The organism is Achromobacter dolens, from assembly GCF_902859745.1.
In the GTDB taxonomy this organism is placed as follows: Bacteria; Pseudomonadota; Gammaproteobacteria; order Burkholderiales; family Burkholderiaceae_B; genus Achromobacter; species Achromobacter dolens.
This window is the reverse complement of sequence record NZ_CADIJW010000006.1, coordinates 91,908-104,697: the sequence shown is the minus strand read 5'-3', so window position 1 is coordinate 104,697 and position 12,790 is coordinate 91,908. Positions and strand designations below refer to the sequence as shown.

General features: G+C 69.6%; 12 protein-coding genes. 7 read left to right on the top strand and 5 right to left on the bottom strand.

Annotated features, from left to right (window positions below):
• The first annotated feature begins 4 nt into the window (after window positions 1-4).
• The 3 genes from HV783_RS07520 (at window position 5) to HV783_RS07510 (ending at window position 3,828) form a co-directional block, all read left to right on the top strand.
• The gene (locus HV783_RS07520) at window positions 5-1,612 is read left to right on the top strand and encodes an AMP-binding protein (RefSeq protein ID WP_175188903.1); all 1,608 of its coding nucleotides are present in this window, start codon (window positions 5-7) and stop codon (window positions 1,610-1,612) included.
• 11 nt (window positions 1,613-1,623) lie between these two features.
• Window positions 1,624-2,367: a GntR family transcriptional regulator gene (locus tag HV783_RS07515; protein WP_064527991.1), complete on the top strand. Its 744-nt coding sequence runs from the start codon at window positions 1,624-1,626 to the stop codon at window positions 2,365-2,367.
• Window positions 2,368-2,532: 165 nt separating this feature from the next.
• Window positions 2,533-3,828 carry an ABC transporter substrate-binding protein gene (locus HV783_RS07510; protein WP_175188902.1) on the top strand — a complete coding sequence of 432 codons (1,296 nt, stop codon included), beginning with the start codon at window positions 2,533-2,535 and terminating at the stop codon, window positions 3,826-3,828.
• A 23-nt stretch (window positions 3,829-3,851) separates the two neighbouring features.
• Here HV783_RS07510 and HV783_RS07505 read toward each other — a convergent pair whose 3' ends face one another.
• The 4 genes from HV783_RS07505 to HV783_RS07490 form a co-directional block, all read right to left on the bottom strand.
• The gene (locus HV783_RS07505) at window positions 3,852-4,451 is read right to left on the bottom strand and encodes a 2-hydroxychromene-2-carboxylate isomerase (RefSeq protein WP_175168114.1); all 600 of its coding nucleotides are present in this window, start codon (window positions 4,449-4,451) and stop codon (window positions 3,852-3,854) included.
• Between the two features lie 7 nt (window positions 4,452-4,458).
• Window positions 4,459-5,787 (bottom strand): MFS transporter, encoded by a 1,329-nt coding sequence (locus HV783_RS07500; RefSeq protein ID WP_054504058.1) that lies wholly within the window; start codon window positions 5,785-5,787, stop codon window positions 4,459-4,461.
• Between the two features lie 43 nt (window positions 5,788-5,830).
• Window positions 5,831-6,610, bottom strand: a complete 780-nt coding sequence (locus HV783_RS07495; RefSeq protein ID WP_049074652.1) for an aldolase — start codon at window positions 6,608-6,610, stop codon at window positions 5,831-5,833.
• 186 nt (window positions 6,611-6,796) lie between these two features.
• Window positions 6,797-7,672 (bottom strand): LysR family transcriptional regulator, encoded by an 876-nt coding sequence (locus tag HV783_RS07490; RefSeq protein ID WP_175143055.1) that lies wholly within the window; start codon window positions 7,670-7,672, stop codon window positions 6,797-6,799.
• A gap of 287 nt (window positions 7,673-7,959) precedes the next feature.
• Here HV783_RS07490 and HV783_RS07485 point away from each other — a divergent pair, with 287 nt between their 5' ends.
• From HV783_RS07485 to HV783_RS07475, 3 genes are all read left to right on the top strand, one after another.
• Window positions 7,960-8,406: an NUDIX hydrolase gene (locus tag HV783_RS07485; protein WP_064527988.1), complete on the top strand. Its 447-nt coding sequence runs from the start codon at window positions 7,960-7,962 to the stop codon at window positions 8,404-8,406.
• Window positions 8,407-8,456: 50 nt separating this feature from the next.
• Window positions 8,457-9,266 (top strand): aminoglycoside phosphotransferase family protein, encoded by an 810-nt coding sequence (locus tag HV783_RS07480; protein WP_064527985.1) that lies wholly within the window; start codon window positions 8,457-8,459, stop codon window positions 9,264-9,266.
• Window positions 9,267-9,416: 150 nt separating this feature from the next.
• On the top strand, window positions 9,417-9,668 hold the full coding sequence (locus HV783_RS07475; RefSeq protein ID WP_054504054.1) for a hypothetical protein: 252 nt from the start codon (window positions 9,417-9,419) through the stop codon (window positions 9,666-9,668).
• A gap of 55 nt (window positions 9,669-9,723) precedes the next feature.
• Here the strand turns inward: HV783_RS07475 and HV783_RS07470 are convergent, their stop codons facing one another.
• The gene (locus HV783_RS07470) at window positions 9,724-10,482 is read right to left on the bottom strand and encodes an AraC family transcriptional regulator (RefSeq protein ID WP_054504053.1); all 759 of its coding nucleotides are present in this window, start codon (window positions 10,480-10,482) and stop codon (window positions 9,724-9,726) included.
• A 138-nt stretch (window positions 10,483-10,620) separates the two neighbouring features.
• Here HV783_RS07470 and HV783_RS07465 point away from each other — a divergent pair, with 138 nt between their 5' ends.
• On the top strand, window positions 10,621-12,780 hold the full coding sequence (locus HV783_RS07465) for a TonB-dependent siderophore receptor (protein ID WP_175188901.1): 2,160 nt from the start codon (window positions 10,621-10,623) through the stop codon (window positions 12,778-12,780).
• Window positions 12,781-12,790 lie beyond the last annotated feature (10 nt).

Here is a 12,790-nt window from a genome sequence, read left to right as displayed (position 1 = left end):
GCCCATGACGTCGCTCCCCGCCCTGTTTTCGCGGCACCTCGACGCGCTGGCCGCGCACCACCCCGACCGCCCTGCCCTGATCGACCGCGACCAGGCCATCAGCCACGCCGACCTGCGCGCGCGCAGCCGCGCCCTGGCCGCCGGCCTGGCGCGCATCGGCGTGCGGCCCGGCCAGCGCGTGGCGGTATGGCTGCCCAACTGCGCCGCGTGGGTCGAGACCTTCCTGGCCTGCGCCCACCTGGGCGCGCTGGTGCTGGCGGTCAACACCCGCTTTCGCGCGCGGGAACTGGCCGACATCCTGGGCCGCGGCGGCGCCGACTGGCTGGTGTTCTGGCCCGGTTTCAAGGGCATCGACTTCCAGGGCATCCTGGACGGCGTCGCGCCCGAGTCGCTGGCGCGGCTGCAAGGCATCGTCGCCGTGTCCGAGACGGACGAGCCCATCGCCGCAGCGCTGCGCGGCAAGCCGGTGCACCGCTATGCCGAACTGCGCGCCTGCGCCGACACGCCCCCGCCGCCCCAGCCCGACGCGGGCGTGCTGTGCTTCACCACGTCCGGCACCACCTCGCAACCGAAGTTCGTGCTGCACGACCAGCACACCCTGCTGCGCCATGGCGCCACCGTGGCGCAGGCGTTCGGCTACAACGAGCACAGCCGCGTGCTGGCCAGCGCGCCATTCTGCGGCGCGTTCGGCTTCGCCACGCTGGTGGGCGGGCTGGCGCGGGGCGTGCCGGTGGTGTGCGCGCCGGTGTTCGACGCGGCCGAGTCGGCCGCCGCGATCCGGCGCCACCGGGTCACCCACACCTACGCCAACAACGAAGCGCTGGTCGCCATGATGCGCGCGGCCGCGCCAGGCGCATTCGCCTCGGCGCGGCTGTTCGGCTTCGCCAGCTTCACACCGGCGCTGGACCACATGCTGGATCTGGCGCGCGAGGCCGGCGTGCCGCTGACCGGGCTGTATGGGTCAAGCGAACTGATCGCCCTGGTGGCCGGCCAGCCGCGCGACCCGGCCGAGGGCGACGTGGCCGCGCGCCACCAGCCCGGCGGCACGCTGATCTATTCCGAGGCCCGCGTGCGGGCGCGCGACCCGGCCAGCGGCCAGGTGCTGCCGCACGGCGAATCGGGCGAGCTGGAAATCCTGTCGCCCAGCCTGATGCGCGGCTACCTCGACAACCCCGAAGCCACCGCCCGCGCCTGCACCGACGACGGCTATTTCCGGACCGGCGACCTCGGCTACACCCTGAACCCGCGCCAGTTCGTGTTCCAGACCCGCATGGGCGACTCGCTACGCCTGTCCGGCTTCCTGGTGAACCCGGTCGAGATCGAGCAGATGGTGGAGTCGCTGCCCGGCGTGCGCGCCTGCCAGGTGGTCGGCGCGACCCGCGACGGCAAGACCGTGCCCTACGCCTTCGTGCTGCTGCGGGACGGCGCCAGCGCCGATGCGCCCGGTTGGACGGCGGCCTGCAAACAGGCCATGGCCGGCTTCAAGGTGCCCGCCGGTTTCACGGTGCTGGACGCGTTCCCCTCGGTGGAAAGCGCCAATTCGGTCAAAATCCAGAAACACCGGCTGCGCGAGATGGCCGACGCCCTGCTCGCCGCCCCCGCCACCTCCTGACCGATCCGACCATGCCCGCGCGCCCGCTTTTCTCGCACAGCCCCCAACCGCTCTACCTGCAGGCCGCGGCGCTGTTTCGCAGCCATATCCAGAACCGCACCTGGCGGCCGGGCCAGCAGATCCCGCCGCTGGAAGCGCTGATGGAAACCTACGGCATCTCGCGCGCCACCATCCGCCAGGCCCTCGGCCAACTGGAACAGGACGGCCTGATCCGGCGCTCGCGCGGCTCCGGCACCTTCGTCAACGCCGACCTGCCCGAGACGCCGACGCTGCTGATTCCCAAGACCTGGGCCGAAACCGTCGAACTGAGCAACCAGCTCGGCACGGTATCGCTGGTGGAGTCGAGCGCCGACTCGCCGCTGCCCGACACCCTGGGCATGCCGTGCGCGGCGGACCGCGGCGGCCGTTTCCAGTACCTGCGGCGCGTGCACACCACCGAGGCCGGGCCGTTCTGCTACAGCGAGGTATTTTTGGAAAGCAGCCTGTTCCGCAAGCACCGCGCCCGCATCCAGAAAAGCACCGTGGCGCCGGTGCTGGACCAGTTCTACGGCGCCCGCATCAGCGAGGCGCGCCAGGTGCTCAACGTGACCGAGGCCGGCCAGGAATCGGCCGAATCGCTGCGCATCCCGGTGTCCTCGCCCGTGGCCGAGCTGCGCCGCTACGCCTGCATCGACGGCCGCGTGGTGTATTTCGCGCGATTGGAGTTTCCCTTCCGCAAGGTGCGCATGGAGTTCGACCTGTTGAGCCAGCGCTAGGCCGCATCGCATCGAGAGGAACCAGGCCAGACACGCCAGGCGGCCGCGGGGGCACCCCGGCTTTGCCCGCCCGCCATCCGATCATCCCACCATAAAAAGCGCCGCCCTCCAGCCAAGCGCCGCAGTACCCGCAAGCATCCGGCATAACCATAAATGGAGACAACCATGACCCCCATGCCCCGGATTTCGCAGCAACGCAGCAACCCGACAACCCGCATCCCGCTGGTCAAACCCCTGGCGACCGCGGCCGCCGCCTGCGGCGCCAGCCTGCTGTTCAGCAGCGCGGCCCTGGCGCAGGCCGCGCCCGCCGCCATCTCCGACGACACGGTTCGTCTCGGCCTGATCCTGGACATGAGCGGCATCTACGCCGACGTGACCGGCAAGGGCAGCGCCACCGCCGCGCAGATGGCCATCGACGACTTCGGCGGCACCGTGCTGGGCAAGAAGATCGACCTGCTGGTGGCGGACCACCAGAACAAGGCCGATATCGCCGCCGCCCGCGCCCGCGAGTGGTACGACACGCAAAGGGTCGACGCCATCATGGACGTGGCCGGCTCGGCTCCGGCGCTGGCGGTGCTGGAAGTGGCGCGCGAGAAGAAGAAGATCGTGGTCTTCAGCGGCCCCGGCACCGAACGCATCACCAACGACCTGTGTTCGCCCTATTCGGTGCACTACACCTACGACACCTGGTCGCTGGCCAACACCACCGCCCGCGCCACCGTCGACCGCGGCGGCAAGAGCTGGTACTTCCTGACCGCCGACTATGCATTCGGCCACACCCTGCAGGCCTCGGCCACAGAGGTCGTCAAGGCCCGCGGCGGCACGGTGCTGGGCGCCGCGCGCCACCCCATCGGCACCAGCGACTTCGCCTCGTACCTGCTGCAGGCGCAGGCCAGCCGCGCCCAGGTGGTCGGCCTGGCCAATGCCGGCGGCGACACGGTCAACGCCATCAAGGCGGCGCGCGAATTCGGCCTGACGCAAAGCGGCCAGAAGATGGCCGGCCTGCTGCTGTACATCAACGACATCCACGCCATCGGCCTGGACGCGGCCGCCGGCCTGATGCTGACCGAGGCCTTCTACTGGGACATGAATGACCAGACCCGCGCCTGGTCGCAGCGCTACTACGACAAACTCAAGAAAATGCCCAACATGAGCCAGGCCGGCACCTATTCCTCGGTGATGCACTACCTGAAGGCGGTGCAGGCGGCCGGCACCGATGCCCCGGACGCGGTGATGAAGCAGATGAAGGCCATGCCGATCAATGACTTCTTCGCCGCCAACGGCCGCATCCGCGAGGACGGCCGCATGGTGCACGACATGTACCTGTTCGAGGTCAAGACCCCGGCCGAATCCAGGCGGCCCTGGGACTACTACAAGCTGGTGGCGACGCTGCCGGGCGACGAGGCCTTCATGCCGCTGTCCAAGTCGACCTGCCCGCTGGTGAAGGCGGCGGCGAAGTGAACGATCGGTCGCCCCGGGGCGGCTCAGGCCGCCCGGGCGACCGCCTCTTCCAGCATCTCCAGCCGGTCCTGGCCCCAGAACAGCTCGCCGCGATAGAGGTACGACGGCGAACCGAACACGCCGGCCGCCACCGCCGCGTCGGTATTGTCGCGGTAGGCCTGACGCGCCGCCGGTTGTTCGGCGGCGGCCATCAGCGCCTCGGCGTCCAGCCCCTGCTCCCGCAGGATGGCGCGCAGCGTGTCCGGCGACGAGATATCCCGGTCCTCGCACCATTCGGCCGCCAGGATGGCCTTGTACAAGCCCGCCACCGGCAGGCCTCGCGCATCGGCCGCGATCACGATGCGCGAGGCCAATCCGGCGTCCGGGCACATGTAGGCCGGCGTCGGATTGACGTGGATGCCCAGCTTGCGGCACCAGCGCGCCAGCTCGACCACCCGGTAGGCCTGGCGCTCGGGCGCGCGCTGGCCCAGCAGCACGCCGCCGGTGCGTGCGTAGACATCGGGCAGGTCCACCGGCAGGTAGCGGATGCGCGCCTGGTGGCGCGCCGCCAGGGCCTCCAGCCGGTCGGCGCCCAGGTAGGCCCAGTCGGAATTCATCCAGAAGTAATAGTCGATGGTCTTCATGTCGTCCTCAGGTCCGCGCGCCGGCAGGCACGGCCAGCGTGGCCCGCGCCGGCGCGTCGCCGCGCATGCGCCAGGCGCTGAACACCGCGATCACGCCCAGCGCGCTCAGGTACCACACCACGTATTTCGGATCGCCGCCGGCGCGCGCCAGCAGCCAGGTCGCGACGATCGGCGCCAGGCCGCCGCCGATTGCCCCCGACACCTGCACCGCCAGCGAAATGCCGGTGTAGCGCACCTCGGCCGGGAACTGGCTGGAGAACAGCGTGCCCTCCGGGCCGTACAGGCAAGCGTAGACCAATCCCACCGCCAGGCATACCGCGACGATGATCCAGCCGGTCTGGCCCGTGGCCAGCAACTGGAAGAACAGCGGCGCGCACGCCAGGATGCCGACCGAGCCGGCCATGAACACCCACTTGTGGCCGACGCGGTCGCCCAGCATGCCGAACAGCGGCATGGTGAACAGCGCCAGCGCCGCGCCCCAGATGGTGGCGTCCAGCATCACCGAACGGGGGATGCCCAGCGTGCCGGTGGCGTAGGCCAGCGAAAACGTGACCACGGTATAGAACCACGTGACTTCGGCCAGCCGCGCGCCCACCACCGTCCACAGCGCGCGCCGGTGATGCTTGAGGACCTCGGCCACCGGCACCTCGACCTTGGCGCCCTGCTCGCGCATCCGCTCGAAGTCGGGCGACTCGGCCACCTTGACGCGAATGAACCAGCCCACCGCCAGCAGCACCACGCTGGCCAGGAATGGCAGGCGCCAGCCCCAGGACAGCATGTCCTGCTCCGGCAACCCGGCCACCGCGCCCATCGCCAGCGACGACAGGATCAGGCCCGGCGCCACGCCGGCTTGGGGCAGGCTGCCGAAAAAGCCCTTCTTGCCCTCGGGCGCGTGCTCGACGGCCATCAGTACCGCCCCGCCCCACTCGCCGCCCACCGCAATGCCTTGCAGGAAGCGCATCAGCACCAGCAGCACCGCGGCCCAGTAGCCGATCTGGTCATAGGAGGGAATCAGGCCGATCAGGATGGTGGGCACGCCCATCAGCAGCAGCGTGATCAGCAGCATCGATTTGCGGCCGATCTTGTCGCCGTAGTGGCCAAAGATCACTCCGCCCAGCGGCCGCGCGAAAAAGCCCACCGAATAGGTGGCGAACGCCGCCAGCGTGCCGGTCAACGGATCGAACGACGGAAAGAAGATCTTGTTGAAGATCAGCGCGGCGGCCGTGCCGTAGAGAAAAAAGTCGTACCACTCGATGGTGGTGCCCATCATGCTGGCCAGGCCGGCCGTTACGTAGTCCCGGCGCGAACGCGCGCGCGGCGTCTTGGTCGTCATCATCGTGACTTCCCCTTGAAAGTATCGTTATGGGTACGGCTGGGTATCAGCGGGCCGGCAGCGGCGCGATGCCGTGGGTCTGGCGGCACCAGTAGTCGAAGGTGGCGCGCACGATCGACGGCTTGAGCAGGTAGTCGTGCGCCTCGCGCGCCAGCGCGTCGTCCACCGGCGTCAGCGGCCCGAAGGCCTGCGCGCGGATCTGCATGCGGGCCGCGCGCTCCAGGTAGACCGACAGGTAGGTCGCCTCCTCGCACGAGGCGCCCGCCGTCAGGTAGCCGTGGTGCGCCAGGATGATGGCGCGCTTGGCGCCCAGCGCGCCCGAGATGATGACGCCCTCCTGGTCGGCGATCGGCACCCCGGGCCATTCGCCCAGGAAGGCGCAGTCGTCGTGCAGCGGCGTCATGTCCATCTGCGCGATCACCAGCGGCTGGCGCGCTGCCGCCAGCGCCGAGGCCCAGGGCGAATGGGTGTGGATGATGGACTGCACGTCGGGCCGCGCCTCGTAGACCCACAGGTGGAAACGCGTCGCCGGATTGGCCATGCCCTCGCCCGTGAGTGTGTGCAGGTCGCGGTCGACCTCGATGAAGTCGGCCGGCGTGGCCTCGTCGAAGCCCAGGCCGAAGCGCAGCGTCCAGTAGGCGCCGGGGCGCTCGGAACGCACGCTGATCTGGCCGGCCAGGCCGGCCTCCTGCTCGGTCATCGCCAGGATGCGACAGGCGTAGGCCATGGTCTCCTGGATGCTGCGCGGCACGGCGCGCAGGTGCTGCGCCATCTCCTGGGTGGCGCGGGTGTCGAAGTACGCTTTTTCGCGCAGGGTGTTGTCCATGCGGCTGCCTCCTGATGCGGTTCGGGATGGCGCGGACGGATACCGCGCCTTGCCGCACAGTATGGAAAGCGCCCCTGCCTCGAGCCATGCAGCCGGGCTCATAGCAGCTATTCGACGCGGCCGCGCCAGGGGACGACGGCGCGGCCCGAGGGTAAACGAGGATCCCGCGGACGCAACCGGACGGACTCAGTCCCGCGCGATGCGGCGGGCGCAGTCCAGCAGCTCGCGCACCAGCGGCAGCGGCTCGCGTTGCGCCAGCGTGACTGCGACCACGCGCCGGCGCAGCACCGGGCTGCCAATGGCGACCTGGCGCAGTCCGTAATCGGTCAGCAGCTTTTGCGGGATGCGCGAGGGCAGGATACAGGCGCCCACCCCCGAGGACACCAGCTTGAGCATGGCGTCGATGGTCTCGGCCTCGGCCACGAATTCCGGCTGCAGGCCGGCGCTGTGGATCATCTTGCGCAGCGCGTAGTGCGAGGGAAAGCCCACCAGCCGCAGCGCCATCGCGCCCAGGTCGACGCCGTCCTCGGCCGCGACGCCGTCGCGCACGATCAGGCACATATCGTCGTCGAACAGCGGCGTCGAGGCCAGCGCGTCCGACGCCACGGCGGCGTCGTAGACGAAGCCGATATCGGCCTTGCCGCTTTCCACCAGCGTCACCACCTCGGGCGAACTGCGGCCCATGACCGACAGGTTGACGTGCTCGCGGCTGCTGACGAACTGCGCCACCACGTCGGCCATGAAGTAGTAGCTGAGCGTGTGGACGGTGGCCAGCCGCACCGATCCCTGCGTCACGCCCTCGCGCTGGCGCACCGCCTCCAACGCCTGGTCGATGGCGCGGTAGGCCGGCTGGACGCCCTCCAGCAGGCGCGCGCCCGCTTCGGTCAGTTCGACCCCGCGCCCGGTGCGCACGAACAGCGGCTTGCCCACGTGGGCCTCCAGCGCCGCCAACTGGCGGCTCAGGCCGGACTGGGTCTGGTCCAGGTCCTCGGCGGCGCGCGAAAGCGATTTCAATTCGGCAATGCGCACGAAATAGCGCAATTGCCGGTCCGGCGTGTCCATGCGGCTTCCCCAACGGGCCCGCGCGGGCCCTGTCTTTATTCATCGCGCTCGAATCGGCGCGGCAGGGACAGTGTGCATCAAGGGCCGCGCCGCCACTACCGGGATTTGCGCTAACGCCTGTTCAGCCGGGCAGGAAGGCATAATTCATCAAGCCGGGCCGGAACGTTCATGGCCCAATCGCAGCGCGATGCCGCCACCGCCAACGCGCTCGAATGCCTCGACGAAGTGGGCGTGGACGGCGGGGCTCCCCGCCCAGCGCCAACGGCCCACGCCCAAGGACAACCGACATGACAACCCCCGCCTCGCGTCCCATCCCCGCCACCATCGCCGCCGTGGTGCGCGATGGCCATGTGCTGCTGGTGCGGCGCGCCAACCCGCCCGACCAGGGCCGCTGGGCCTTTCCCGGCGGCAAGATCGAAGCCGGCGAACGGCTCGAGGATGCCGCCGCGCGCGAACTGTTCGAGGAATGCGGGGTGCGCGCGCGGCCGCTGCAAGTCTTCGACGCGGTCGACGTGTTCGACCATGACGAGGCCGGCGCGCTGCGGCGGCACTACATCCTGATCGCGATGCTGTGCCGCTGGCAGGCCGGCGAGCCGGTGGCCGGCGATGATGCGATGGACGCGCGCTGGGTGCCGCTGGCTGAACTGGACGGCCACACCCTGGCCACCAGCTTCGGCGTAGCGGCGCTGGCGCGCAAGGCGGCGGCGCTGGCCGCGGAGGCCGGCATTCTCTGATACCGTAGCCGTTCCGTTGCCGACGATCCGGCGCCCTCCGCGTCCGCCCCATGTTCGAACCCTACCTGTCCCGCTGGAACCTCGTGCCCGACGGCGCTCCCATCACGACCCATGCAGCCCGGCTGCTGCCAGTGCGCCAGGCCGGCGTGCCCGCGATGCTGAAGGTCGCGGTCGAGGAAGACGAGCGCCAGGGCGGCGTGCTGATGACCTGGTGGGACGGCCACGGCGCCGCGCAAGTGCTGGCGCACGAGGGCGACGCGATCCTGCTCGAACGCGCCATGGGCACGCGTTCGCTCGCCGAATACGCCCGCAACGGCCGCGACGACGAGGCCACCCGCATCCTCTGCGGCGTGCTGCGCGAACTGCACGCGCCGCGCGCCCGGCCGCTGCCGCCGCTGCGGCCGCTGGAGGAATGGTTCGTCGAACTGTGGCCGATGGCGCGGGCCCGCGGCGGCATCCTGGCGCACAGCGCGCGCCACGCCCGCGCGCTGCTGGACGATCCGCGCGACCCGGTGGTGCTGCACGGCGACGTGCACCACGACAACATCCTCGACTTCGGCGCGCGCGGCTGGCTGGTGATCGACCCCAAGCGGCTCCATGGCGAGCGCGCCTTCGACTACGCCAACATCTTCTGCAACCCCGACCTGGCCGACCCGGAGCCGCCCGTGGCCATCGTGCCGGGCCGTTTCGAACGCAGGCTCGGGATCGTGCTGGAAGAGTCGGGACTGGAGCGCCGCCGGCTGCTGCAATGGGTGGTGGCCTGGTGCGGGCTGTCGGCGGCGTGGTTCATGGGCGACGGCGACGACGCCGCCATCGACCTGGAGATCGCGCGGCAGGCGCTGTCGTTGCTGGAAGGCTAGCGCGGCCCGTCAAGGACGCGCGCGCCGCCGGCGCGGAAATACGATGAAACGACCAGCCGGTGTGATCCGGCGCGTATTGCGAGTAAGGTATGGAAAAGCGGCCTTGATTGCCTGGCACGTCGGCCGGTGCCGCCAGCAGGAACCCGAATCATGAATACCCTACGTTCAACACTGCGGCCCCTCCTCGCGGTGATCGCCTGCGCGTCGATCACCGCGTGCGCGAGCCGGCCGCCCGCGCAGACCGACCTGCAATACCGCAGTCGGCCGGCCCCGCAGGCGCAGGGCGCGGCCGGCGCCCCGGGCGCATCGGACCAGCGCCTGACCATCCAGTCCGGCGAGGGAGAACGGCTCAACCTGCCCTGGTTCATCCGCGACACGCAGGAATGGATCAACACCAACTGACCCGGGCCCGCCCACCTGAGCGCGCCGGTCACGCGGCGTCCGTCCCGCCCGAGGCTCATGCGCCCGCGATCTGCTCCAGATACCGCGTCGGCGACACCCCCATCGCATTGCGGAACATATAGACAAAGGCGCTGGCGCTGGCATACCCCAGGGCTCGCGCCACGCTCACCACCGACTGCCCCTGCAGCAGCCGGCAGATGCCCTCGTCGATGCGCACCTGCAGGCGCCAGTTGTGAAAGCTCATGCCGGTCTCGTCTTTCATGCGCCGCGCCAGCGTGCGCGCGCTGGCGCCCATCCGTTCGCCCCACTGCTCCAGCGTGTCGTCGTTGCCGGGCGCCTGCAGCACGGCGGCGCAGACCTTGCGCAGGCGCCGGTCGAACGGCAGCGGCAACTGGCGATGCTGCCGCTCGGTGCCGGCCAGCAGGTTCAGCAGCAGCTCGGCGCTCAGGCGCTGCACCGGCCCGTGGCGCGCCGCCGGCTGGTTCAGCGCCAGGATCAGTTCGCGCATCAGCGGCGCCACGTCCAGCGCGCAGGTATCTTTCCAAAGCCAGGGCGCGGCGTCCGGCGCGATGAAGGCCGAACGCATCGTCACCTGGCCGACCATGCGCACCTCGTGCGCCACGCCGGGCGGAATCCACAGCGCGCGCATTGGCGCCAGCAGCCAGGCGCCGTCCTCGGTCATGACGCGCATGATGCCGGTGGGCGAATACATCAACTGGATGCGCTCGTGCGAATGCGGCTCTTGCCGCTGGCCATCTTCGTAGTGGAACGAGCGCGCCACCACCGGCGGCGCCTCGACGGGAAACTCACGCATTGGCGGGATTTCGATAGCAAGGATTGATCGGCCCGCAATCCAGCCAGTTATGTCCGTTTTTCGACATTTTCTGTCCAGCAAACAGGGAACTTGCTTTTTATCATTAATGCAAATGATTCCCATTGTTTTCAAAAGAAAATGACGCCCCCCGCACTTCCCCCTGTCGCATTTGCCCCACGCCGCCTTCCCGCCTTCCGCCTGACCCTCGCCGCCGCCCTGCTGGCCCAGGCCGGCCTGCCCGTCCTGGCCCGCGCCGCCGACGATGTCCCGCAACTGAGTCCCGTGCGGGTCACCGGCACGGCCGAGAAACTCTCGGATCCCGGCCAGACCGAGGGTTCCCAGTCGTACACCGCCAATACCGTCACCGTCGGCAAGACCGGCGCCAACGTGCGCGACATCCCCAACTCGGTGTCGGTGGTGACGCGCCAGCGCATGGACGACCAGAACATGGTCACGGTAGAGGACGCGCTGCGCGAAACCACCGGCGTCAGCGCCATGACCTATGGCGACGGCACCGCCTACTTCACCGCGCGCGGCTACGAGACCGACGTGCAGTTCGACGGCGTTCCCGCCAACGGCGCGCTGCAATACCTGCCGCAGTTCGACCTGGCGCTGTACGACCGCGTCGAGGTGCTGCGCGGCCCGGCCGGCCTGCTGCAGGGCTTCGGCAGCCCGGCCGGCACCGTCAACCTGGTGCGCAAGCGGCCGCTGGACACCTTCAGCCTGACCGGCGCGGTGATGGCCGGCTCGTGGAACAACTACCGCACCGAGCTGGACGCGACCGGCCCCGTCACGGCCGACGGCCGGGTGCGCGCCCGCGCCGGCTTCGCCGCGCAGGACCGCGACTTCTTCTTCGACAAGGCCCACAATCGCCAGGGCCTGGCCTACGGCTCGCTCGAATTCGATCTGACCGCCAACACCACCCTGACGCTGTCGGCGGCCTACCAGCGCCAGCGCGAGGCGCCGTTCGACTACGGCCTGTCGATCTACTCGAACGGCCACATCATCGACTCGCCGCGCAAGGGCTTCTACGGCACCGACTGGTCGCGCGGCGACACCACCCTGTCGGAAATCTATTCGGAACTGAGCCACCGCTTCGCCAATGGCTGGACCGGCCAGGTGTCGATGAACTACCGCTCGACCGACATGGACAGCCGCTACGGCTACGTCAACGGGCCGGTCAATCCCGCCAACGACCGCGCCGGCTACCGCCTGCAGGTGCAGAAGGACCAGATCCGCTGGATCGGCTTCGACACCCATGCCTCGGGCCCCTTCAGCCTGCTGGGCCGCACCCACCAGGCCATGATCGGCGCCAACTACGCCGAACGGCGCCAGGACAGCCGCTCGGGCGGCATGAGCCTCGGCAACGTGTCGATCTACGACATCGACGTGCCCAATCCGGACCTGCCCTACACCTCGGGCGACGACTCCAAGTCCAGCCAGATGGGCGTCTACGGCCAGTTGAGCTTCAACGTGGCCGACCCGCTCACGCTGATCGTGGGCGGACGCCAGAGCTGGTACCGCAACGCCACCCAGGCCATCCTGCCGGTGGCGGGCGACACGCAGCGCGATCCCGAGGTGCGCAAGTTCGTGCCCTACTATGGCGCGGTGGCGCAGTTGAATTCGTGGCTGTCGGCCTACGCCAGCTATTCGGACATCTACGCCTTCTCGGAAGCCTGGCAGATGACGGCCGACGGCAAGCCGCTCAAGCCGCGCACCGGCAAGCAGTACGAGATCGGCCTGAAGGGCCAGTTCCTGGACGGCGCGGCCAATGCCTCGCTGGCGCTGTTCCGCATCCGCGACAAGGACCGCGCGGTGGCCGACGACGCCGACCCGGGCCGCTACCTGGCGCAGGGCGAGGCCCAGAGCCAGGGCGTCGAGGCCGAGGTCAGCGGCCGCCTGCTGCCGAACTGGGACCTGTACGCGGGCTACACCTACCTGCAGACCCGCTACCTGTCCGACCCGACGCAGGAAGGCCAGATCGTCAACCCGGAAACGCCCAAGCACCTGTTCAAGGTCTGGACCACCTATCGCTTCACGCCCGACGTGCTGCCGGGCTGGCGCGTCGGCGGCGGCGTGCGCACGCAGAGCCGCACCAGCCGCAACAACGTCTCGTGGCAAGGCGGCTACGCGGTGGTCGACGCGCAGATCGGCTACAAGGTCAATCGCAACCTGGACGCCTCGCTGACGCTGAACAACGTCTTCGACCGCCACTACTACGCCCGCGTGCCGTCCAACTTCTACGGCATCTATGGCGAACCGCGCAATGTGATGCTGACGCTGCGCGCCACCTACTGACGCGCGCATG

Bases quoted from the DNA above. Each gene is read 5' to 3' on its own strand.
- HV783_RS07520 (WP_175188903.1), top strand. From the start codon at position 5: ATGACGTCGCTCCCCGCCCTGTTTTCGCGGCACCTCGACGCGCTGGCC.
- HV783_RS07515 (WP_064527991.1), top strand. From the start codon at position 1,624: ATGCCCGCGCGCCCGCTTTTCTCGCACAGCCCCCAACCGCTCTACCTG.
- HV783_RS07510 (WP_175188902.1), top strand. From the start codon at position 2,533: ATGACCCCCATGCCCCGGATTTCGCAGCAACGCAGCAACCCGACAACC.
- HV783_RS07505 (WP_175168114.1), bottom strand. From the start codon at position 4,451: ATGAAGACCATCGACTATTACTTCTGGATGAATTCCGACTGGGCCTAC.
- HV783_RS07500 (WP_054504058.1), bottom strand. From the start codon at position 5,787: ATGATGACGACCAAGACGCCGCGCGCGCGTTCGCGCCGGGACTACGTA.
- HV783_RS07495 (WP_049074652.1), bottom strand. From the start codon at position 6,610: ATGGACAACACCCTGCGCGAAAAAGCGTACTTCGACACCCGCGCCACC.
- HV783_RS07490 (WP_175143055.1), bottom strand. From the start codon at position 7,672: ATGGACACGCCGGACCGGCAATTGCGCTATTTCGTGCGCATTGCCGAA.
- HV783_RS07485 (WP_064527988.1), top strand. From the start codon at position 7,960: ATGACAACCCCCGCCTCGCGTCCCATCCCCGCCACCATCGCCGCCGTG.
- HV783_RS07480 (WP_064527985.1), top strand. From the start codon at position 8,457: ATGTTCGAACCCTACCTGTCCCGCTGGAACCTCGTGCCCGACGGCGCT.
- HV783_RS07475 (WP_054504054.1), top strand. From the start codon at position 9,417: ATGAATACCCTACGTTCAACACTGCGGCCCCTCCTCGCGGTGATCGCC.
- HV783_RS07470 (WP_054504053.1), bottom strand. From the start codon at position 10,482: ATGCGTGAGTTTCCCGTCGAGGCGCCGCCGGTGGTGGCGCGCTCGTTC.
- HV783_RS07465 (WP_175188901.1), top strand. From the start codon at position 10,621: ATGACGCCCCCCGCACTTCCCCCTGTCGCATTTGCCCCACGCCGCCTT.